Raw genomic sequence first — 21,307 nt, forward strand, 5'->3', positions numbered from 1 at the left:
TGTGCTCGTCTGCCTAAGCTAGCATCAGGGGACCATACGTTGCGCCGTCGGTCGCCGCAGAACGAGACACCGGTCCACAGCGAGGCGGAGGAACCCCGCCGGAGAATTCGTGATGATTCCCTCGCAACGGCATTCGGTCACGGCGATCGAGGACTCCGCATTCTTGCTGACCATCCGAACCGACATCGCCGAACGCTGATCTCAAACCGTCCCGGCGCGGAAAAGAGAAATGTCCCACGCCATCGAATGAACGATGACGTGAGACACCACATTGGTCGGGATAGCGGGATTCGAACCCACGACCTCCTCGTCCCGAACGAGGCGCGCTACCAAGCTGCGCTATATCCCGTGACCAGCAACTACTATAGCGAGGGGAACGCGATCTGAAAAATCGGGACGCACATCCATGAGCAAATGAAAGGAATGTCTCAGTGGCACTGACAGCCGAGAGCATCACCAACACGGCCCTCGACATCCTTTCGCGCTACGGACTCGGCGATCTGTCGATGCGCAGACTCGCCCGCGAACTCGAGGTCCAGCCCTCTGCGCTGTACTGGCATGTCAGGGACAAACAGGCGCTCTTCGTGCTTATCTCCCAGAGCCTCACCGCGGAGGTGGACACTCGTGCGCCGGTCACCGCTGACCCGTTGGCGGCTGTGCTCGCCCTGCGCGAGGTGCTGTTGAAGTACCGAGACGGCGCAGAGATCCTGCTGCTGGGATACTCGGTTGACGCGGCCGAAGCGACGCCGGTGGCTCTGGCACCCGAACGGTTAGGCCGAGAGACTTCCCATGCGGTGATGGTGCAGACCCTCGGAGCGGTGGCGATCGCACAGAATCGTGCCCTCTTCGCGGCCTCTGCCGTGGAAGGTGAGTCCGCATCCACAGCGGCGACAGAGGAGGAAGCAGCGGCCGACTTCGCCTCCACGATCGCGTTTCTGCTCTCGCGCAGCACCTGACCCGGCTGCCACTATTCCGACGCAGATCGAGAGTCCGATCCGGTGGCGGTCCGAGCGCTCACCGATTCGTCTGACGGTGGCGCTTGTGGCATACTGATCGAGCGCACAGGCACGCTCTCAGGTGCGCAGTGGGGCCTATAGCTCAGTTGGCTAGAGCATCTCGTTTACACCGAGAGGGTCGGGGGTTCGAGTCCCTCTGGGCCCACCGTACGATCTCCTCAGGCACCGATCGCCATCTGCACCGCTGATTCGCCCTCCCAGTCGAGGATCTTCAGCAGGTTCGCCTGCGACATCGACACGCAGCCGGCCGTCTGGCCGCTTCCGGTGTTGACGTGGAGGAAGATCGCCGATCCCTTGCCGGGTGTTCCCTCCGGGTTGTAGTCGATCACCTGTCCGTAGTCGTAGGCCGGCGTCTGGTACATCGACTCGCCCGCATACCCGTCAGACTTCTTCTGCAAGGTGTTGTACTTCTTCGTGGCGTCCCCGTCGACCCACACATGATCCTTGGTGACCTTGACGTACTTCTCGCCGTGGAACTGCTTCGGCTCGCTCTTGACGCCGAAGCCGTAGTCCATATCGAAGACTCCCGAGGGAGTCTTGCCGTCGCCTTCCTTCTTCTTCCCCGCGGCGGCGATGCCGTTGTAGCCGACGAACCCGTCGACACTGAGCGCGGAGTAGTAGTCGCCTTCCCACTTCTCGCAGGCCTTGACCGTGGCCTTCGACCCTCCGGTGCCCGTGACGACGATGACCTTCGCAGAATCCGCCGCCTCGGGAACGGAGCATTCGGCCCCGAGCCGATCGGGTTTGTCTGCGGCATTGCCGTCGACGACCCCGGCGCCGAGCCCGTCAGCCGCCCGCGCGGCGGGACCAGCGAAGAGCGAGAGCCCGGCGAGTGCCGAGCCGATGGCCATGGCCGCCAGACGTGAGCTGCGGCGAGCTGGAAATGTTGTGTCAACCATGATGTGTCTCCTTCGATTCGATGTGCATGGTGTGCGGGAAGCGGCGGTTCGGACCTGAGGAATTTCGGGACTCAGCAACGGTCGGGCGGGTCACTCACCTCGTGGGCCTGGACCGCCTCGGCGGGTGGGGAATCGGCAGGGGAGGAGTCGCGGAGGAGCGCGTCCGGGTCGGTGCCGCGCCACCGGGCGATTCCCTTCATCACCTGGTAGATGATGATCGCCGAGGCGGTGCCCAGGGCGATGCCTTCGAACTGCAGTCCGCCCGGTGCCCACGTGAAGTTCGCAATCGCGACGATGAGGGAGACGGCTGCGGTGTTGAGGTTGATCGGGTTGGAGAAGTCGACGCGGTTTTCCACCCAGATGCGCACACCGAGCAGTCCGATCATGCCATAGAGCACCGTGGCGGCACCGCCAAGGACTCCCGGTGGGATGGTGGCGATGATCTCACCGAACTTCGGCAGCAGGCTGAGGACGAGGGCGATGATCGCCGCGCACAGATAGGCGGCGGTGGAGAAGATGCGGGTGGCCGCCATGACCCCGATGTTCTCCGCATAGGTGGTGGTACCCGAGCCGCCTCCGGAGCCGGCCACCACGGTGGAGATCCCGTCGGCGAAGAGAGCGCGGCCCGTGAGATGGTCGAGATCGCGTCCGGTCATCGCGGCCACGGACTTCACATGGCCGATGTTCTCGGCGATGAGGACGAGGACGACGGGAACGAAGAGACCGAGATAGCCGAGGTCGAAGGCCGGGGCATGGAAGCTCGGAAGTCCCACCCAGGCGGCCCCGCCGATGGTGGAGAAGTCGACCTGTCCCTGCAGCCATGCCGCGCCATAGCCGATGAGCACACCGAGCAGGATCGACAGCCGCCCGAGCATCCCCTTGAACAGCACTGTGATCAGGAGGATGGCGACGATGGTGATGACCGCCGTCAGCGGGGCCTCTTTGACCCAGTCCCAGGCTGCGGGCGCGAGATTGAGGCCGATGAGGGCGACGATCGCCCCGGTCACGACCGGCGGCATCGTCACTTCGATCCAGCGGACTCCGGCGAAGTGGACGACGAGACCGACGAGGGCCAGGGTCACACCTACGGAGATGATCCCGCCCTGGGCCAGGGCCATGGCATGTGGTTCGAGCTCCTCGCCGGCAGTGGCCGAGAACCCGGTGACCGCACCGATCGGGGCCAGCAGCCCGAAGGAGGACCCCAGATACGAGGGCATCATGCCCTTGGTGATGAGGAGGAACAGGAGCGTGCCGATCGCGGTGAAGAACAGCGTCGTCGAGGGCGGGAATCCGGTCAGCAGCGGCACCAGGAAGGTCGCACCGAACATGGCGATGACGTGCTGGGCGCCGATACCGATCGTTCTCGGCCAGCTCAGCCTCTCCTCGGGGAGGACGGCCTCGCCGGGTCGGATCGTCTTGCCGTCGCCATGCGTGGCCCAACCGCGTGATCGGATGGGTCCGATCGCTGCGGCCTTCGAACTGCGGCCTGTGTCCACTGTGTCCCCTCGGTCGTGCGTCAGGTGAATCGTGCTCGCAACCATGCGATGGTGCTGCGCCACTGTGCAGTCTATGCGTGGTGGACTCCGATGCCTCGTCCATCGGTGGTCTGTCGTCTGCTAGTCTATTGAACACTGTTCAGGAAATCGCGCAGACGATGACCCTGACGAACGTTGACCCCGACGAAGGAGCCGAGATCTATGACCGAACGATTCGACGCGTTGGCACAATCAGTGCTCGACGGCACACCGATCACAGCAGACCAGGCCCTGTCACTGCTGACCAGCAGCGATGAGGAGCTGCTCGCCCTCGTGGCGGCGGGCTCGACGATCCGCCGTCGACACTTCGGCATGACGGTCAAGCTCAACTAACTCGTCGATCTCAAATCCGGACTCTGCCCGGAGAACTGCAACTACTGTTCGCAGGCGCTCGGATCGACCGCGCCGATCCTGAAGTACTCGTGGCTGAGCAAGTCCGAAGCCCTCGACCAGGCCGGGCGGGGCATCGACGGCGGCGCTTCACGCGTCTGCCTCGTCGCCAGCGGCAGGGGTCCGAGCCGGCGCGACATCGACCGGGTCGGAGACATCGTCACGGGCCTCAAGGACGAACACCCCGAGGTCGAGGTCTGTGCCTGCTTGGGCATACTCAAAGACGGCCAGGCCGAGACGCTGCGGAACGCCGGTGCCGACGCGTACAACCACAACGTCAACACGGCCGAATCCTTCCACGACACGATCGTGCAGACGCACACCTATGCCGATCGGACCGCCACGATCGAAAAGGCCAAGTCCTCGGGACTCTCACCGTGCAGCGGACTCATCGTCGGCATGGGCGAGAGCGACGAACAGGTGATCGAGGCACTCTTCGCGCTGCGGGAGTTGGACTCGGACTCGATCCCGATCAACTTCCTCATCCCCTTCGACGGGACGCCGATGGAGGGACAGTGGAACCTCACACCGGCTCAGTGCCTGAGGATCGTGGCCACGGCCAGGTTCGTCTGCCCCGATCGTGAAATCCGACTGGCCGGAGGGCGGGAGATCCACCTTCGCTCGCTCCAGCCCTTGGCGCTGCAGGTGGCCAACTCGATCTTCCTCGGCGACTACCTGACCTCCGAAGGCCAGGCCGCCGAGGAAGACCTCGCGTTGATTCGGGACAACGGGTTCACCATCATCGGACAGGACGAGACCCCGGACCCGGCCCGGGTGCCTGCTCTGCGACGCCGAGGTGCGGGAACCGCGGCTGAAGCCAACGCCTGAACACGAAGAGGGCGCCCACGAGGCGAGGCAGGCTCAGACCTCGCGCAGCTGGCGTTTGAGGATCTTGCCCGCGGAGTTCTTCGGCAGCTCCGACACGAAGGCGATCCGCTTGGGGACTTTGAACCCGGCGAGACGATCCTTGACATGGGCGATCACCTCCGCCTCGGTGATCTCAGCCTGATCCGCCTTGAGGACGACGAAGCCGGTGATCGCCTCGATCCACTTCTCGTCGGCCACCCCGACCACGGCCACCTCGGCGACCTGGGGGAGTTCGAAGATCGCGTCCTCGACCTCCCGGCTGGCCACAAGCACCCCGCCGGTGTTGATGACGTCCTTGACGCGGTCGACGACTTCGACGAAGCCGTGCTCGTCCATCTTCACGAGATCACCGGAGTGGAACCAGCCGTTCTCGAAGGCCTCGGCCGTGGCCTCGGGCCTGTTCCAATACCCTTCGCACAGCTGCGGGGACCGGTAGAGCAATTCGCCCTGTTCACCCGGGGGCAGGTCCGCACCCGTTTCGTCGATCACGCGCGTTTCGACGAACATCACCGCACGCCCGGCCGATCCCGGATGAGCGTCGTGGTCCTCGGGCCGCAGCACCGTGCACAGCGGCCCCATCTCAGATTGCCCGAAGCAGTTGTAGAAACCGAGCCGCGGCAGACGTCCACGCAGCTTCTCAAGGATCGGGCCGGGCATGATCGAGGCACCGTAGTAGGCCTTGCGGAGGCTGTCGAGATTGCGCGTGGCCAGCTCCGGGCTGTTGGCCAGCGCGACCCACACGGTGGGTGCGGCGAAGAAGGAATTGATCTCCCGCTCCTCGAACAGGGCCAGCAGCTGCTCTGGCACCGGTGACGGGACGATGATGTTGTGCGCGCCCATCGCCAGCAGCGGCAGCAGGAACACGTGCATCTGCGCCGAATGGTAGAGCGGCAGCGCATGGACGACCCGGTCGGTCGGTGCGAAGTCGAGGCTGAGCAGGGAGGAAATGTACTCGTGGATCAGCGCCCGATGGGTCATCACCGCCCCCTTCGGCGCCGAGGTGGTGCCCGAGGTGTAGAGAAGCTGGGCCACGTCCGAATCGGCGACCGGGAACTCGTCCGCCGCGACCGGTGGGATCTCATCGGCGGTCGCAGGGTCGAGCAGGACCGTCAGGTCGAGGACTTCGGCCTGCGCCCCGGTCGCAGTGTCGGTGACGGCCGCGAGCAGGTCCGCATCGGCGAAGACGAACCGTGCCCCGGAGTTGTCGAGGATGTAGTCGAGCTCAGCGTTCTTGAGTTGGAAGTTCACGGGCACGTGGATGAGTCCGGCACGAGCGCAGCCGAGATAGAGGAGGGCATAGAGATCCGAGTTCTTGCCGTAGGCTGCGACTCGATCGCCCGGCTGCGCCCCGAGTCGCAGAAGCTCCCGAGCCACGGCGGTGACCCCGGCGTCGAGTTCGGTATAGGTCCAGACACGGTCACCGAATTCGATCGCGACATCGTCATCGAAGCGTCCGGCGCTGCGGCGGATGAGATCGGCGACGGTCGAGGAGAAATGCAGATCCGCGGGCTGTGCATTCGCTGCTGAAGTAGACATGAGCCAAATCTAATGGTGATCGAGCGATTAGTGAACTGGGTCTCTTCGGCCGCGGTCAAGGGTGCAGGAAATTGTCAGCCGTGGACATGTAATAGTGTGGAGCCATGGACTATCCATTGGTCAGAGAATGCGTCGAGGTCTTCGATTCGCTGTGGCCGCGAAGCCTCGCCGAGAGTTGGGACTCCGTGGGTCTGGCTGTCGGCGATCCCGATGCCGAGGTTCGGTCGATCCTGCTCGCCCTGGACCCGATGGATTCGGTCATCGCCGAGGCGGTGGTGCTCGGGGCCGATCTGCTGTTCACGCATCATCCGCTGCTGCTCAAACCCGTCAATTCGGTCAGCGTCGGCACTCTCAAGGGCGGAGCCGTGCACACACTGATCAGCAACGACATTGCCGCCTTCAACGCGCACACGAATGCCGACTCGGCCCGCGGGGGAGTCTCCGACGCGCTGATCTCCCTGCTCGGGATCGAGAATGCGAAGCCCCTGGTGCCCCATGATCGCCACGGTGACGCGGACGACGCGGCGCTGCCGACCGGCATCGGTCGGGTCGGCGACCTCGCCGTCCCGACCGCCGTCCGGGACATCGCCCGCACCCTGGCCGATCGTCTCCCACGCACCACCACCGGGGTCCGCATCGCCGGAGACCCGGCGGCGACCGTTCAGCGAGTCGCCGTCTGCGGGGGAGCCGGTGACTCCCTCTTCGTCGAGGTCCGCGCCAGCGGAGCCGAGGTCTACATCACCGCCGACCTGCGGCACCACCCCGCCACCGAGGCCCGGGACACCGCCAACCGACACGATGGTCGACCGCAGCTCATCGACGTCTCGCACTGGGCGTCGGAGACCGTGTGGCTCGAAGCCGCGGCGCAGGCGCTCGAAGCCGAGTTCGCCGCTCGCGGCCTCACGGTGTCTCTGCAGCACTCGGCCGTCAACACCGACCCCTGGGTCGAACGCTACTGATGAGGATCCCACCATGCTGATCACCCCGGACCAACGCACCGCCCTCGAATCGCTCATCGCCGTCGCCGCCCGCGGTCGGGCTCTGCGCCACGAACACGACAACCCCAAACAGGCCGAGCAGCTGCAGGAACTCGTGAACTCCCACAAGGAGCTGGGAACGCGGAAGGCCGAAGCCGCCGAGGTGGTCGAAGGGCATCGCGGGGCGGTGGCGGAGACGAACGCCCTGATCGAGAAGCAGAAGACCCAGATCGCGAAGAAGACCGAGGAGCTCAATGACGGCACCGGCCTGACCAGCCGTGACCTCGTGAATCTGCAGAACGAGATCGCCGCTCACGAGGAGCGGGTCGGCGAGCTCGAGGAGATCGAGCTCGGCTCGATGGAGGAGCTCGAGGCCGCCGAGGCGGGACTGGCCGATGTCGACCGCAGGCTCGACGAGGTCACCGCCGAGGGTCGCAGCGTGCAGACGGCGGTCAAGGAGCGCAAGGCCGAACTGAGCGGCGAGCTCGAGGACAACAGCGCCGAAGCCGAGAAGCTCCGAGAGCAGCTGCCGACCGCGGTGGCCTCCCAATTCGACACGAACATCGCCCAGGGCGGGCCCGGAGCCGCGATCCTGACCGGCCCGAACTGTCAGGCCTGCGGCCAGGAGATCGGCGCTGCGACATGGAAGACGATGCTCGCCGGTGACGCGAACGAGACCTACGAATGCGAGGAGTGCGAGGCGGTTCTGCTGCGGCGCAGCTGAATCGGCCACGCACCGAGCCCGAGTTGCGTGCTCGGCTCAGACTGCGTGCCCGGGCACGCTCAGTCGCGGAGGACGATCGTCAGCGCACCCGGCTTGGTCTTCGTGTGCTCGGTGAACTCCACCTCATAGGTCTCTGCGGCACGTGCCACGAGGTCCTCGGTCGAAGATGGCAGCGGGCGGTCGTCGCAGAGGAGTCGGCCGACGAACTCTCCGCGGTAGAACTTCGCCCAGTGTGAGACGACGCTGCGTTTCGTCCCGGTGTCCTTGACCGCGCCGACGGTGACGACCTGATTGTTGGGCCCCGGCCACGCCGCACGGTAGTCGCTCGAACGACAGTCGAGCACCACCTCGGCGGGATCGACGGCGAAGGACTTCGCCAGCAGGGGACGCCACCACGTGCTCAGCTTCCCGAGCCCGGCCAGGTCGGTCTTCATCGCCAGGCGATAGGCCGGGATCGGATCGAGCCCGGAGACCTGTCCGAAGAGGGCGGAGAAGACGTGGACGTCGCGGAGTCTCTGACTCAGTGTGTCGTTCCGGCTCGCCTCGGCGACGAGTTCGGGGGCACCCATCGCCTCATAGAGGACCCCGGAGTAGGTGAGCAGGGCGGGTGCGCACGGCAGGGTGTCGAGCACGATGTTGCGTTCGACGTCGGCGGCCAGCGATGCGCCGACCCCGAGGCGTTCGAGTGCGTCCTTGCGCTTCGAGACCTTCTGCAGGGTCGTCAGCACCTTCTTCCGCTGGGGTCCCAGATCCGGTGCCGAGAGTTTCTCGAGATCGAGGGGCGAGCCCGTATCGGCAGGGGTCTTGCCCTCTGAGGGCGGCAGCAGAATCTTCACCCCACCATCGTATTGGGGTCCGAGCCCGAGCATCGAGGCGGGGTCGGGATGACCTCCGTCACGTCACCTGTCCCCGGCCCGATTCGAGTGCCGGCCACGGTGTCCGGTCGGGGTACACTGGGGAATTCGAGGACAGGTCACCAGACGGTCGCGGCCCTCCAGGGGGCTGAGGAACGTCCGGGCTCCACAGAGCAGGGATGGTGGGTAACACCCACCCGGGGCAACCCGCGGGCAAGTGCAACAGAGAGCAGACCGCCCAGTTCCGACTGGGTAAGGGTGAAACGGTGGTGTAAGAGACCACCAGAGTGCCGGGCAACCGGCGCTGCTGGGTAAACCCCATCCGGAGCAAGATCAGACAGACGACGTTCGAGGCTGCTCGCCGAGTCGTCGGGTGGATTGCTTGAGGCCGGTGGTGACATCGGTCCCAGATAGATGACCGTCAGTCGAGAAGGGCAACCGACTCGATGACAGAACCCGGCGTATCGGTGGCCTGTCCTCCTCCACCGCGATACGGCCTCAGCTGACGGTCGGCCTCAGACGACATTGAGCCTCAGCCGTTCGAGGAGCTCTTCTTCACCTTCGCCTTGCCGCCGTTGACGGCGAGGATCGCAGCACCGACGATGCCTGCGTTGTTGAAGAGTTTTGCCGGTTTGAGTTCGGCCCGCGTGTCGATCATGTGCAGAAAGTCCGTGTGGGACTTCGAGATCCCGCCGCCGACGATGATGAGGTCGGGAGAGACGAGCAGCTCGATCTGCGTGTAGTACTGCTGGAGGCGCTTCGCCCACTCGTCATAGTCGAGGTTCTCCCGCACCTTGACCGACTCGGCCGCCTGCGTCTCTGCGTCACGCCCGTTCATCTCGATGTGTCCGAGCTCGGTGTAGGGGACCAGACGCCCCTGAGTGAACAGCGCAGTCCCGATTCCGGTGCCCAGGGTCGTCAGCAGCACGGTCTTCTTCCGATGCTTGCGACCGGCGCCGAAGACCATCTCGCCCAGACCCGCGGCATCCGCGTCGTTCATGAAGTGGAAGGTTCTGCCCGTGTGCTCGGTGAGGATCTCGACGATGTTCGAGCCGATCCAGCTCTGGTCGAGGTTCGCGGCGAAGTGGACACGCTCGTCGCGGACCACACCGGGGAATCCGCACCCGATCGGCAGCGCGTCGAGGCTCGCCCGGTCGTCGACGACCTCGAGCTCGAGGGCCTTGCTGGTGAGCATCTCGATGACTTCGCTGATCGCCTCGGCGACGGCGATCGGGGTGCTCGGTTTGGGGGTGAGCACCCGGACGCGTTTGAACGCGAGCTGGCCTGTGGCGGTATCGACGAGGGCGGCTTTGATCCCGGTGCCTCCGATGTCGATGCCGATGGCGAATCGATCCTGGGATTCGTCTGTCATGCTCGGTCCTGTTCGCTGATCGGTCCGGCGGCGATGGCGGTGTCCGCATCCGGCTGGGTGAGGATCTCGGCTCCGGTGTCGGTGACGACGAGAGTGTGCTCGAACTGGGCGGAGCGCTTCCGGTCCTTCGTCACCACTGTCCAGGAATCGTCCCAGACGTCCCAATCCACGGTCCCGAGGTTGAGCATCGGCTCGATCGTGAAGATCATTCCCGGCTCCATCACCTCGGCGTGGGCGGGTGCGGCGTCATAGTGGGGCACGATGAGGCCCGAGTGGAACTCCCGACCGACCCCGTGTCCGCTGTAGTCGCGGACGACCCCGTAGTCGAAGCGCTTCGCAAACTTCTCGATCACCCGGCCGATGACGTTGATCTCGCGTCCCGGCTTCACGGCCTTGATTCCGCGCATCATGGCCTGATAGGTCCGTTCGACGAGCAGCCGCGACTCCTCGTCGACCTCACCGGCATAGAACGTGTAGTTCGTGTCCCCGTGCATGCCGTCGATGTAGGCGGTGATATCGACGTTGACGATGTCACCGTCCTCGACCACGGTGGAATCGGGGATGCCGTGGCAGATGACCTCATTGAGCGAGGTGCACACCGACTTCGGGAAACCGCGGTATCCCAGAGTGGAGGGATAGGCGCCGTGATCGCACATATATTCGTGGGCGACGCGATCGATCTCGTCCGTGGTCACTCCCGGGGCGATGATCTCGCCGACGACGGCGAGGGCGTTCGCCGCGATCCGACCTGCGGTGCGGACCTGTTCGATCTCCTCGGCGCTGTAGAAGTTGTTACCGTGGCCTTCATCGGCATCGGCGCGTCCGACGTATTCGGGACGGATGATGTTCTTGGGAACACCGCGTTCGGGGGAGATGGTTCCTGGCGTGAGGAGTCTGGGCGATGCAGTCATGATGATTCCGATTCTAGAGCGGTTTCGGGCCGATATTCCACAATCGCGATGCCTGTCGGTGCGCAGTCAGCCGGGCCTGCGCGTTTAGAATCGTGATTGCGGCACCCCGTGAGTCGACCGGGGCCGCGGCTGCGACCGCCACGGTCAGCGCAGTTGGTGATGAGGATGCACGGGAGGTGCGATGAGCGAGACGAACGAGGCTTCGGGGCACGAATTCTCGGGCCTGAGCGATGTCGTGAGCCTGACGAGCGCCCCCCAGCAGATCGCCGACCACATCCTCTCCGGCATCGCCGTGGGCGCCCTGCCCGAGGGCACCCTGCTGCCCGGAGAACGCACCCTGGCTGCTGATCTGCAAGTGTCGCGGTCGAGTGTGCGCGCGGCTCTGCTGCGTCTCGAACGCCTCGGCGTGGTCGAACGTCGCCGCGGACGCGGGGGAGGGACCTTCGTCTCCCATGTCAACCCGGAGGCTCTGGCCCCGATGGCCGGACGCATCGACGAATTCCACGCCGAGCGGCTCAATCTCCTCGACGCGCGTGCGATCTTCCAGAACAGTCTTGCCGCCACCGCCGCCATGCGCCGCACCGAGGTGGAGCTCGCCGAACTGCGGGAGCTCGCGGAGAGATATTCCGAACGCGCCGAGGCTGCCGCCGCCAGAACAGCGGACGCGCGGTTCCATTTCGCCATCGCCCGAGCAGGACACAATCCCGAGCTCGTCCGCATGGCCATCGACATCGACACGAGGATCAATGCCGGATTCCGGCACGACCCGTTCTCCCGGAAGCTCTTCGAACATGCGGTGCAGGATCACGCCGCGATCGTCGACGCGATCGAGGCCGGTGATGCCGAGGCGGCGGGTCGTCTCTGCGAGGAGCACTTCCGCTCCACCACGATGCCTCCGCACTCCTGAACGCGAGGCGGCCGGCCCCCTCAGTCCACAGTTCCGTCGTAAACAACGTCTCTCGAGACGAGGTCTACGACGGAACTGTGGACTGAGCGCTGTCAGGGTGCGGCGGCCACCCCGATGCGGAGACTTACAGGCGGCGGAGCCTCTCAGTTCGCGAGGGCGTGAGCCACGGACACCGCTTCGAGACCGAAGGCCTCGGCGACGTTGTCGTTGGTGACGTGGCCGTTGTGGACATTGAGCCCGCGCGCCAGACCCGCATCGTTCGACAGCGCCTGGTGCCATCCCTGGTTCGCGAGCTTGACGGCGAAGGGCAGGGTCGCGTTCGTCAGCGCCGCGGTGGCCGTGTTCGGGACGGCGCCGGGCATGTTCGCCACGCAGTAGTAGATCGAGTTGTGGACGGTGAAGGTGGGGTCATCGTGTGTCGTCGGCCGCGAGTTCTCAAAGCAGCCGCCCTGGTCGATGGCGATGTCGACGAGCACCGAACCCGGCTTCATCCCGGCCACCATCTCATCGGTGACCAGCTTCGGAGCCTTCTTGCCCGGGATCAGCACCGAGCCGATGACCAGGTCGGCCGTCGCCAGAGACTTCGTGATCTCGTACTTGTTCGAGACCTTCGTTGCGATCGCTCCGGCGAAGGTCTCATCGATCTGACGCAGACGCGGAATGTTGATGTCGATGACCTCGACATCGGCTCCTAGCCCCAAGGCCATGCGGGCGGCATTGGTCCCGGCGACTCCGGCGCCGATGACGACGACGCTGGCGCGTTCGACACCGGGCACTCCCGAGAGCAGGATGCCCCGGCCGCCTTCGGCCTTGAGCAGGCTGTGGGCGCCGACCTGAGTCGAGAGGCGTCCGGCGATCTCGCTCATCGGTGCCAGCAGGGGCAGTCCGCCGCCGTCGGGCTGGACGGTCTCATAGGCGATTGCGGTGGTTCCGGCGTTCATCAGCGCCTGGGTCAGGGCTTCGTCGGCGGCCAGGTGCAGATAGGTGAAGAGCACGAGATCCTTGCGCAGGAAACCGTACTCCTGCTCGATGGGCTCCTTGACCTTGAGGACCAGGTCGCCGGCGGCCCAGGTGCTTGCGGCATCGGCGGCGATGGTCGCTCCCGCCTCGACGTACTCCTCATCGGCGATGAAAGATCCGGCGCCGGCGCCGGCCTGAACGGTGACCTCATGTCCGTGGGCGACGAGCTCGTGGACTCCGGCGGCGGTGATGGCGACTCGGAACTCGTTGTTCTTGACCTCGGTGGGCACTGAAATGCGCATTGCTTTCCCTCTTCTCATTGGTGCGCCCGTGGGGCGGATGCGATCGACGGCGGCGTCGACCGGCTGCTGTCCTCACTCTATTGCCTAGAAGGTTTGCAGAGCAAACCTTTATGCCTGGTTTCGTCGCAAATTTTGCGGAATCAGTTTTCCGCAGCGCGCACAAGAGCGGAAATCGCGATTCGCGGGAGACGCTCGGCCCAGCCTCCTACATGCTTGGTGAGGAGCCGAGACTTCTCCACCGCAAAAGGTAAGCTGATCCATGTCAGTGCACGACTACGCGGATGAAAGAAGGTTCGCCATGGGCATCTACGAAGACATCGACGGTCCCGATTCGAAGTACTACTTCAATCTCGAGACCAACGCCGTCGAGAAGGGACTCGTCAGCGACTGGACCCATCGCATGGGACCGTATGAGACCGAAGAGGTCGCCCGCGCCGCGCTCGAGAAGGCGCGCGCACGCAACCAGAAGTGGGACGAGGACGACGAGAAGTGGAACGGCTGAATTGATGTCGCGCCAGGAAGAGTTCGTTCTCAGGACGGTCGAGGACCGTGAGGTCCGCTTCATCCGGCTATGGTTCACCGATGTGCTCGGACAGCTCAAGTCCGTGGCGATCGTTCCCGCTGAGCTCGAGGGGGCTTTCGCCGAGGGGATCGGCTTCGACGGCTCTGCCGTGGAGGGGCTCTCACGCGTCTATGAGGCCGACATGGTCCTCAAACCGGATCCCTCGACCTTCTCCCTGCTGCCGTGGAGGGGTGAGACCGAACCCACCGGACGCATGTTCTGCGACATCCACGTTCCCGGCGGCGAACCGGCTCCGGCCGATCCGCGCAATGTGCTCAAGCGGACGTTGGCGAAAGCCGCGGAGAAGGGCTTCACCTTCTACGTCCATCCGGAGATCGAGTTCTATCTGTTCAAGACCGAGAATCTCGACACGGGCACCGGCATCATCGACGGCACGAAGCCGATTCCCGTGGACACCGCGGGCTACTTCGACCACGTCAACGGCGGCACCGCCAATGACTTCCGGCGTTCGGCGGTGACGATGCTCGAGGCCATGGGACTGTCGGTGGAATTCTCCCACCATGAGGGCGGACCCGGGCAGAACGAGATCGACCTGCGCTATGCGGACGCGCTGACCATGGCCGACAACATCATGACCTTCCGGTCGGTGATCAAAGAGGTCGCGATCTCGCAGGGCGTGTACGGCTCGTTCATGCCCAAGCCGCTGGCCGCGCATCCCGGCAACGGCATGCACACGCATGTGTCCCTGTTCGAAGGCGAGAACAATGCCTTCTTCGAACCGGGCGCGACGTACCAGCTCTCGAAGACCGGCCGTCAGTTCATCGCCGGCCTGCTCACCCACGCTGCCGAGATCACGGCGGTGACGAACCAGCATGTGAATTCCTACAAGCGCCTGTGGACCGGACACGAAGCCCCGTCCTACATCTCCTGGGGGCACAGGAACCGGTCCGCGCTGGTCAGAGTCCCGCAGTACAACTCGGGCAAATCCTCCTCGGCGCGTGTGGAGTACCGTGCCCTCGACTCCGCGGCCAATCCGTACCTGTCCTATGCGCTGATGCTCGCCGCCGGGCTCAAAGGCGTCGAGGAAGGGTACGAACTGCCGGAAGAGGCGGAGGACAACGTCTGGCTGCTCTCCGACACCGAACGCCGCGCGATGGGCATCAAGGCCCTGCCGACCAGCCTCTCGCACGCACTCGAACTGATGGAGCAGTCTGACCTCGTCGCCGAGACCCTCGGTGAGGAGGTGTTCGACTTCTTCCTGCGCAACAAGCGTCAGGAGTGGACCGAATACCGTGCTCAGGTGACACCGTACGAGCTCGCCAAGCACTTCACCTCGATGTAATCGCCATGGCCCGCCTGACTTCCCGAACGTCTTCGGTCTCCGAATCCGCGGCCCGCTTCCTGACCGAGATCAACGAGATCCTCGGGCAGGAGCTGGCCACGGATTCGCGGTTCATCGATCTGCTCGAGGCGACGCCCGACCCGCATGCGGCTGCACTGGGACTGCTCAGAATCCTCGAGGCCGCCGGGGATGAGGCCGGGCAGTTCCTCAGCGCCGTGCGCACCGGCACCGCGAAGGATCTGAGCGAGGATGACCTCGACCGGGCTCTGTTGGCGCGACTTCTTGGGGTGATGGGCACCTCGGAGGCGATGGTCGACCACCTCGTGCGCAACCCGAAGTCCCTGCCCGTGCTGTTGGAGAGGGACCCGTTCCTCATCATCTCCACCCCGGCGGCTTCCTCATCGTCACTGCGCTCCGCCCTCCTCGACGCCGTCGGGGCGAATGCCGACGATCCCTCTCCGATCGCCGAAACGCTCGGCGACGACGGCGTCCGGGCACTGCGGCGAGCCTACCGAGACGCCCAGCTGCGCCTGGTCGCCGACGATGTGGCCGCCGAGGCTCCTGTGGAGATCGTCGACCATGTCATGGCTGTGCTCTCCGACCTCGCGGCCGCCGCCATGGATGCGGCTCTGGCCATCGCCCGAGCCGAACTCGATCCGAACGGTTCGATCAGACTCGCCGTGATCGCCCTGGGCAAGACCGGGGCACGGGAACTCAACTACGTCTCCGATGTCGATGTCGTCTTCGTCCTCGATTCCGCAACCGATGACGAGCAGCGATCGCTGGCCACGGACATCGCGCAGCGCATGCGCGGCATCCTCTCCGATGCGGGCCCCGAACCCGCCCTGTGGGAGGTCGACACGGCGCTGCGTCCCGAAGGCAAGGCCGGGCCGCTGGTGCGCACCCTCTCCGAATACACCCACTACTATTCCGATATCGCGAAGAACTGGGAGTTCCAGGCCCTGCTCAAGGCGCGTCCGGTCGCCGGCGACGCCGAGGTGGGTCAGGCCTTCTCCGACAGCCTCCTCCCGCTGGTGTGGCAGGCCTCCAGTCGGCAGGGTTTCATCGACGGCATCCGGTCGATGCGCCGGCGAGTCGTCGACCTCATCCCCGCCGCCGAGGCGCCACGGCAGATCAAGCTCGGACGTGGGGGACTGCGCGATGTCGAGTTCTCCGCCCAGCTGCTCCAGCTCGTCCACGGCCGCACCGACGAAGACATCCGGACTCCCAATACGCTCATGGCGTTGGAAGAGCTCGGAGAGCACGGCTATATCGGCAAGGACGACGCCTTCGCCTTCTCCACGGCCTACCGGTTCATGCGGGTCGTCGAACACCGGGTGCAGATGCCGCGGATGCTGCGCAACGCACTCATCCCCGATGACCCGGAGAAGCTGCGGAGTTTGGCCCGATCGGTCTTCCGTTCCGGCTCTCGCACCGGTGAGAGACTCGAGGAGACGCGTCGGGACTATGCCAAGCAGGTGACGCGGCTGCATGAGCAGATCTTCTACCGCCCGATCCTCGAGGCCGCTGTCGGGGTGCACGGGGCCGTCGTCGACGCCCACAACCGCGGGACGAGTCTGCAGGCGGCAGCGGATCGCCTGCGGGCCTTCGGCTACCGCGATCCGCAGGGAGCACTCGGCCATATCAAGTCGCTGACCACCGGCATGTCACGGACGGCCCTGGTGATCAAGCAGGTGCTTCCTGCACTGCTCGACTGGTTCTCCGACGGGGTCGAACCCGATTCCGCGCTGCTGTCCTTCCGGCGTCTGAGTGAATCGCTGTCGTCATCGGGCTGGTTCCTCAAGATGCTCCGGGACTCGGGTCTCGCCGCCAAATCGGTGGCCGAGGTGCTCTCACTGTCGGGCTATTCGACCGAGCTGCTGCTACGGCAGCCGGCAGCGGTGGCCTGGCTGGACGACTTCGAGAATCTGCGTGCCCGAGACCCGCAGACCCTTGAGGCGGAAGTCTCCGGCCTGCTCAAACGCCATGGTGCGGCGGCGGTCACGCAGATCCGGGAGACCTACAGTCGCGAGCTGCTGCGGATCGCTCTGCGCGATGTGCTCGATGCCGGGGATCGGGCCGAGATCCCCGGCGATCTCTCGGATCTCATGGACCTGGCCGTGTCCGGCGCGCTCCGGGCCGTGCGCTTCGACCTCGACGGTCCCGAGACCCCGGACTATGAGTTCGCGCTCGTCGCCATGGGCCGTTGGGGCGGCAGGGAGATCGGCTACTTCTCCGATGCCGACTCCATGTTCGTCTATCGAGCGACCGGGGAAGACCTCGACGCCGAGGCGAAGGCGAAGCTGAGCAAGCACGTGAACAAGATCGCCCTGCAGCTGACAACCCGGCTCAAGGCCAGCGAAGGGGCACAGGGCGTCGACCTCGACGCGGACCTGCGCCCCGAAGGCAAGAACGGACCCCTCGTCCGCAGCTTCTCCTCCTACCAGGCCTACTATGCGAAATGGTCGCAGCCCTGGGAAGCGCAGGCGCTGCTGCGAGCACGCCCCGTCGCCGGTGATCAGGCGCTCATCGATGACTTCGCCGAACTCATCGACCCGCTGCGCTACCCGTCCGAGATGCCGGGCAAGGCGCTCACTCAGGTCCGAACCCTGAAGGCGCGGATGGAGGACGAGCGGCTGCCGCGCAGCGCGGACAAGCGACGGCACCTCAAGCTCGGCCGCGGCAGCCTCTCCGACGTCGAATGGACCGTGCAGCTCCTCCAGCTCCAACACGCTGATCGGCTGCCCGCGCTGCGGACGACCTCGACGCTGCCGGCCCTGCGGGTCGCGGCCGAGGAATCGCTGATACCGGAGGAGGACGCCGAGGAGTTGGCCGTCGCATGGCAGCTGGCCACCGATGTGCGATCGGCGGTGATGCTCTACCGCGGTCGCACGGCACAGTCACTGCCGGCCGATCACACCGAACTCGAAGCCACCGCCCGACTGCTGGGCTACCCCGTCGGGGGAGGACACGACCTCGAGGACGACTACCTGCGCGCCACCCGGCACGCGAGGAACGTCATGGAGCACCGCTTCTACGGATTCACCTGATCTTCGAACTCGAGACCGAGCAGCGCGTTCTCGATCACTTCGGGCAGGGCAGGGTGGATCCAGTACTGACCTTCGGCAACCTCGTCGGCTCGCTGGCCGAAGGCCATCGCCTGGATCAGCGGTTGGATGATCATCGACGCCTCGTGGCCGACGATATGTGCGCCGAGGATCTGCCGGGTTCCACGGTCGGCGATGATCTTCACGATCCCCGGATCATCGGCCATCGCCCAGCCGTAGGCGACGTCGGCGTACTTCTGCACCTTGACGGTGATCTCGTGGCCGGCCTCGCGAGCCTGCTTCTCCGTCATTCCGACATAGGCGACCTGCGGTAAGGAGAACACCGCCCCGGGGACGGCATGATGGTTGACGACGGCGAGGTCAGCCTCGGCGGCGCTGCCCGGTGCCCCGGCCGCCACATCGGCGGCCAGGTTGCGACCGACGATCTTCGCTTCGTGGTTGGCCACATGCTTGAGCTGATGGGGAGAGCTGATATCGCCGAGGGCGAAGACGCCGGGAACCGGCTGCCCATCGGCGAGGACCCGCTGATGCTCATCGACGGCGAGCCGATGATCGGGATGGACGTCGAATCCGGTGGCGCCGATCTCCAATCCGGCCGTGTTCGGCTTCCTGCCCGTGGCGATGAGCACGCCGTCGGCGGTGATCGTGCTCGGCAGCTCCACCTCGTCGAGGCGGCCGCTGGGCCCCACCGTCACGGTCACGCCCTCCTCGGCAACGGAGTACCCGGTGACCTCAGCACCGTGGAGGACCGTGTGGGTGCTGTCGAAGAGCGAGGTGTACTCCTCGGAGATCTCCTCATCGAGGTGTCCGAGCAGACGGGGACCGCGGGTGATCACCGTCACCTCCGTGCCGAGGCCGGCGAAGACATGGGCGAACTCCGCGGCTATGATCCCCGATCCGATGACGATGAGGCGTCGGGGACGCTCGGGCAGGCGCATGACGGTGTTCGAGGTGAAGACGGGATAGCCGTCCGTGTCGACGCGGGCTCGATCGAGTCCGTCGGCCTCGGGAATGACCGGTGAGGCGCCGGCGGCGATGACGATGCGATCTGCTGTGATCTCCTCTCCCGAAGCCGTCCGAACGCTCTTGGGCCCGGTGAAGTGGACGTGTTCGGGCACGACCGTGACATTGGGCTGACGGTCACTGCTGCGGTACTCGCGACCGCCGGCCTCGATGGCGTCGACCCGCGAGAAGATCCGGTCGCGCAGGGTAGGCCAATCGACCCCGTCGAACTCCGTGGAGATGTTGTAGCGATCAGAGTCCGCCGCCTGCTCGGCGAGCGTGGCGGGATAGACGAACATTTTCGTCGGGATGCAGCCGACGTTGAGGCAGGTGCCGCCGAAGTGCCATTCCTCGGCGATCGCGGTCTTGAGACCGACGAATCTGGAATCGAGGAACATGTTCCCCGAACCCGTGCCGATGAGAAGCAGATCGTAGTCAGTCATAGTCCATCCCTCTGTCAGTCGTCAGTCCGCGGGGCCGGTGGCTCTCGGACTGGGCGTGTGCGCGAAAGAGCGCCACGGGTGAGAACCCGTGACGCTCTTACTGTATTCCCTCCGCAGGGGAGGCTGCTATCGCTGGGATCGCGCGGCCGAACTCAGAGTGAGTAGTAGAGCTCGTACTCGGTGGGTGTCGGACGGAGACGAGCCACCTCGATCTCGTTCTCTCGCTTGATGCGGATCCAGGTCTCGATGAGATCCGAGGTGAACACATCGCCGGCGGTGAGGAAGTCGTGGTCCTTCTCGAGCTCGAGCAGCGCCTCGTCGAGGGAACCGGGGACGAGCTTGATGTCCTTGGCCTCCTCGGGAGGAAGCTCGTAGAGGTCCTTGTCGATCGGCTCTGGGGGCTCGATCCGGTTGCGGATTCCGTCGAGGCCGGCCATCAGTTGGGCGGAGAAGGCCAGGTAGGGGTTCGTCGAGGGATCCGGCACGCGGAACTCGAGGCGCTTGGCCTTCGGCGAGGAACCGGTGACCGGGATGCGGATGGCGGCCGAGCGGTTGCGAGCCGAGTAGACGAGGTTGACGGGCGCCTCGTAGCCGGGGACCAGGCGACGGTAGGAGTTGATCGTCGGGTTGGTGAAGGCGAGCACGGCTCCCGCGTGCTCGATGAGGCCGCCGATGTACCAGCGAGCGAGGTCCGAGAGACCGCCGTAGCCGTTCTCGTCATAGAACAGCGGCTCGCCGTTCTTCCACAGCGACTGGTGGCAGTGCATGCCCGAGCCGTTGTCGTTGAACAGCGGCTTCGGCATGAAAGTGGCCGACTTGCCGACGTTGAACGCGGTGTTCTTGATCACGTACTTGAAGTCGAGCAGCTGATCGCCGGCGTGCTGCAGCGTCTTGAACTTGTAGTTGATCTCCTGCTGGCCCGCGGTGCCGACCTCGTGGTGAGCGCGCTCCATCTCGAAGCCGATCTGCTCGAGGGTCAGTGACATCTGATCGCGGATGTCAGCGAAGTGGTCCTGAGGAGAGACGGGGAAGTAGCCGCCCTTGAAGGGGGTCTTGTACCCCTGGTTGCCTCCCGGCTCGTCATCGCCGGTGTTCCAGGCTGCCTCTTCGGACTCGACCTCGTAGAAGCTGTTGCCGGGGGTGTTGTCGAAGCGCACGGAATCGAAGAGGTAGAACTCGGCCTCGGCGCCGAAGAATACGGTGTCGGCGATGCCGGTGCTCTCGAGGTAGGCCTCAGCCTTCGCGGCGACCTGGCGGGGGTCGCGAGAGTAGGGCTCATCGGTGAAGGGATCGACGATCGAGTGCGTGACCACGAGCGTCTTGGCTTCGCGGAACGGGTCGATGTAGGCCGAGGACACGTCGGCGAGCAGCTTCATGTCGGACTCATGGATGCCCTGGAACCCCGTGATCGAGGAACCGTCGAAGAGCAGCCCTTCAGTGATCTCCTCCTCACCGTACGAGGCGGCGGGAAGGTTGAAATGCTGCACGACACCTGGGAGGTCGCAGAAGCGAACGTCGACGAATTTGACGTCGTTCTCCGAGATGTAGTTGACGAGTTCTTCAGCAGACGAGAACACTTAGGTCTCCTAGTTCGATTCGTATGGCCGTTTGCCTGACCACCCTCCATACTAATTGGCCCCAGGTGAAGACGTGATGTCGTTCATGTTTCGGGCATGTTT

Annotated in this window: 16 protein-coding genes, 2 tRNA genes, 1 other RNA gene and 1 pseudogene; 10 read left to right on the top strand and 10 right to left on the bottom strand. The window is 65.1% G+C overall.

The genetic code is table 11. From position 1 onward, the window contains the following. Positions 1-272: 272 nt before the first annotated feature. A tRNA-Pro gene (locus tag CV023_RS02815) sits at positions 273-349 on the bottom strand. Positions 350-431: 82 nt separating this feature from the next. Here CV023_RS02815 and CV023_RS02820 point away from each other — a divergent pair. Next, entirely contained in the window at positions 432-956 is a 525-nt protein-coding gene (locus tag CV023_RS02820) for a TetR family transcriptional regulator (RefSeq protein ID WP_230743941.1), read from the top strand. Positions 957-1,087: 131 nt separating this feature from the next. Further along, positions 1,088-1,161 (top strand) — tRNA-Val (locus CV023_RS02825). 13 nt (positions 1,162-1,174) lie between these two features. Here the strand turns inward: CV023_RS02825 and CV023_RS02830 are convergent. Further along, the gene (locus tag CV023_RS02830) at positions 1,175-1,915 is read right to left on the bottom strand and encodes a L,D-transpeptidase family protein (RefSeq protein ID WP_230743942.1); all 741 of its coding nucleotides are present in this window, start codon (positions 1,913-1,915) and stop codon (positions 1,175-1,177) included. Positions 1,916-1,986: 71 nt separating this feature from the next. Then, the gene (locus CV023_RS02835; protein ID WP_442859911.1) at positions 1,987-3,411 is read right to left on the bottom strand and encodes a uracil-xanthine permease family protein; all 1,425 of its coding nucleotides are present in this window, start codon (positions 3,409-3,411) and stop codon (positions 1,987-1,989) included. A 201-nt stretch (positions 3,412-3,612) separates the two neighbouring features. On the opposite strand from CV023_RS02835, the pseudogene bioB reads away from it, so the two are divergent. Next, positions 3,613-4,614, top strand: a pseudogene (bioB, locus tag CV023_RS02840) (biotin synthase BioB); the annotation flags it as partial. An 87-nt stretch (positions 4,615-4,701) separates the two neighbouring features. Here the strand turns inward: bioB and CV023_RS02845 are convergent. Further along, positions 4,702-6,243, bottom strand: coding sequence for a fatty acyl-CoA synthetase (locus CV023_RS02845; protein WP_230743943.1), 1,542 nt, complete (start codon positions 6,241-6,243; stop codon positions 4,702-4,704). Positions 6,244-6,347: 104 nt separating this feature from the next. On the opposite strand from CV023_RS02845, the gene CV023_RS02850 reads away from it, so the two are divergent. Then, positions 6,348-7,202 carry a Nif3-like dinuclear metal center hexameric protein gene (locus tag CV023_RS02850; RefSeq protein ID WP_230743944.1) on the top strand — a complete coding sequence of 285 codons (855 nt, stop codon included), beginning with the start codon at positions 6,348-6,350 and terminating at the stop codon, positions 7,200-7,202. 13 nt (positions 7,203-7,215) lie between these two features. Beyond that, positions 7,216-7,944 (top strand): zinc ribbon domain-containing protein, encoded by a 729-nt coding sequence (locus CV023_RS02855; RefSeq protein ID WP_230743945.1) that lies wholly within the window; start codon positions 7,216-7,218, stop codon positions 7,942-7,944. Positions 7,945-8,003: 59 nt separating this feature from the next. Here CV023_RS02855 and CV023_RS02860 read toward each other — a convergent pair whose 3' ends face one another. Beyond that, on the bottom strand, positions 8,004-8,780 hold the full coding sequence (locus CV023_RS02860) for a YaaA family protein (RefSeq protein ID WP_230743946.1): 777 nt from the start codon (positions 8,778-8,780) through the stop codon (positions 8,004-8,006). A 132-nt stretch (positions 8,781-8,912) separates the two neighbouring features. Between CV023_RS02860 and rnpB the strand changes: the two genes are divergently transcribed. After that, an RNA gene (gene rnpB / locus CV023_RS02865) (RNase P RNA component class A) lies at positions 8,913-9,278 on the top strand. A gap of 52 nt (positions 9,279-9,330) precedes the next feature. Here rnpB and ppgK read toward each other — a convergent pair. Both ppgK and map read right to left on the bottom strand, forming a co-directional pair. Next, positions 9,331-10,170 carry a polyphosphate--glucose phosphotransferase gene (gene ppgK, locus CV023_RS02870; protein WP_230743947.1) on the bottom strand — a complete coding sequence of 280 codons (840 nt, stop codon included), beginning with the start codon at positions 10,168-10,170 and terminating at the stop codon, positions 9,331-9,333. Further along, on the bottom strand, positions 10,167-11,081 hold the full coding sequence (gene map, locus CV023_RS02875) for a type I methionyl aminopeptidase (RefSeq protein ID WP_230743948.1): 915 nt from the start codon (positions 11,079-11,081) through the stop codon (positions 10,167-10,169). Before map ends, ppgK begins: the two co-directional genes overlap by 4 nt. 181 nt (positions 11,082-11,262) lie before the next feature. Here map and CV023_RS02880 point away from each other — a divergent pair, with 181 nt between their 5' ends. Next, complete coding sequence (locus CV023_RS02880; RefSeq protein ID WP_230743949.1) at positions 11,263-11,988, top strand: FadR/GntR family transcriptional regulator; 726 nt, start codon at positions 11,263-11,265, stop codon at positions 11,986-11,988. 143 nt (positions 11,989-12,131) lie between these two features. Here CV023_RS02880 and ald read toward each other — a convergent pair whose 3' ends face one another. Then, the gene (ald, locus tag CV023_RS02885; protein ID WP_230743950.1) at positions 12,132-13,250 is read right to left on the bottom strand and encodes an alanine dehydrogenase; all 1,119 of its coding nucleotides are present in this window, start codon (positions 13,248-13,250) and stop codon (positions 12,132-12,134) included. Between the two features lie 259 nt (positions 13,251-13,509). Between ald and CV023_RS02890 the strand changes: the two genes are divergently transcribed. The 3 genes from CV023_RS02890 to CV023_RS02900 are packed head-to-tail and all read left to right on the top strand — an operon-like array spanning position 13,510 to position 18,165. Further along, a complete protein-coding gene (locus CV023_RS02890) occupies positions 13,510-13,752 on the top strand; it encodes a hypothetical protein (protein WP_330166643.1) in 243 nt (80 codons plus the stop codon). Positions 13,753-13,756: 4 nt separating this feature from the next. Further along, the gene (glnA, locus tag CV023_RS02895) at positions 13,757-15,115 is read left to right on the top strand and encodes a type I glutamate--ammonia ligase (RefSeq protein WP_230743951.1); all 1,359 of its coding nucleotides are present in this window, start codon (positions 13,757-13,759) and stop codon (positions 15,113-15,115) included. 5 nt (positions 15,116-15,120) lie between these two features. Continuing rightward, positions 15,121-18,165 carry a bifunctional [glutamine synthetase] adenylyltransferase/[glutamine synthetase]-adenylyl-L-tyrosine phosphorylase gene (locus CV023_RS02900; RefSeq protein ID WP_230743952.1) on the top strand — a complete coding sequence of 1,015 codons (3,045 nt, stop codon included), beginning with the start codon at positions 15,121-15,123 and terminating at the stop codon, positions 18,163-18,165. Here CV023_RS02900 and CV023_RS02905 read toward each other — a convergent pair. Both CV023_RS02905 and glnA (CV023_RS02910) read right to left on the bottom strand, forming a co-directional pair. Continuing rightward, positions 18,150-19,628 carry a mycothione reductase gene (locus CV023_RS02905; RefSeq protein WP_230743953.1) on the bottom strand — a complete coding sequence of 493 codons (1,479 nt, stop codon included), beginning with the start codon at positions 19,626-19,628 and terminating at the stop codon, positions 18,150-18,152. The two genes, CV023_RS02900 and CV023_RS02905, sit on opposite strands and share 16 nt — an antisense overlap. 152 nt (positions 19,629-19,780) lie before the next feature. Continuing rightward, a complete protein-coding gene (glnA, locus tag CV023_RS02910) occupies positions 19,781-21,205 on the bottom strand; it encodes a type I glutamate--ammonia ligase (protein ID WP_230743954.1) in 1,425 nt (474 codons plus the stop codon). Positions 21,206-21,307: the final 102 nt, after the last annotated feature.

The sequence above is a fragment of the Brevibacterium sp. CCUG 69071 genome (assembly GCF_021023135.1).
Classification (GTDB): Bacteria; Actinomycetota; Actinomycetes; order Actinomycetales; family Brevibacteriaceae; genus Brevibacterium.

Excerpts from the sequence above, each read along its gene's own strand:
- CV023_RS02880 (WP_230743949.1), top strand. The coding sequence starts at position 11,263 with ATGAGCGAGACGAACGAGGCTTCGGGGCACGAATTCTCGGGCCTGAGC.
- glnA (WP_230743951.1), top strand. The coding sequence starts at position 13,757 with ATGTCGCGCCAGGAAGAGTTCGTTCTCAGGACGGTCGAGGACCGTGAG.
- CV023_RS02905 (WP_230743953.1), bottom strand. The coding sequence starts at position 19,628 with ATGACTGACTACGATCTGCTTCTCATCGGCACGGGTTCGGGGAACATG.
- CV023_RS02850 (WP_230743944.1), top strand. The coding sequence starts at position 6,348 with ATGGACTATCCATTGGTCAGAGAATGCGTCGAGGTCTTCGATTCGCTG.
- ppgK (WP_230743947.1), bottom strand. The coding sequence starts at position 10,170 with ATGACAGACGAATCCCAGGATCGATTCGCCATCGGCATCGACATCGGA.
- CV023_RS02830 (WP_230743942.1), bottom strand. The coding sequence starts at position 1,915 with ATGGTTGACACAACATTTCCAGCTCGCCGCAGCTCACGTCTGGCGGCC.
- CV023_RS02890 (WP_330166643.1), top strand. The coding sequence starts at position 13,510 with ATGTCAGTGCACGACTACGCGGATGAAAGAAGGTTCGCCATGGGCATC.
- map (WP_230743948.1), bottom strand. The coding sequence starts at position 11,081 with ATGACTGCATCGCCCAGACTCCTCACGCCAGGAACCATCTCCCCCGAA.
- CV023_RS02855 (WP_230743945.1), top strand. The coding sequence starts at position 7,216 with ATGCTGATCACCCCGGACCAACGCACCGCCCTCGAATCGCTCATCGCC.
- ald (WP_230743950.1), bottom strand. The coding sequence starts at position 13,250 with ATGCGCATTTCAGTGCCCACCGAGGTCAAGAACAACGAGTTCCGAGTC.
- CV023_RS02900 (WP_230743952.1), top strand. The coding sequence starts at position 15,121 with ATGGCCCGCCTGACTTCCCGAACGTCTTCGGTCTCCGAATCCGCGGCC.
- CV023_RS02845 (WP_230743943.1), bottom strand. The coding sequence starts at position 6,243 with ATGTCTACTTCAGCAGCGAATGCACAGCCCGCGGATCTGCATTTCTCC.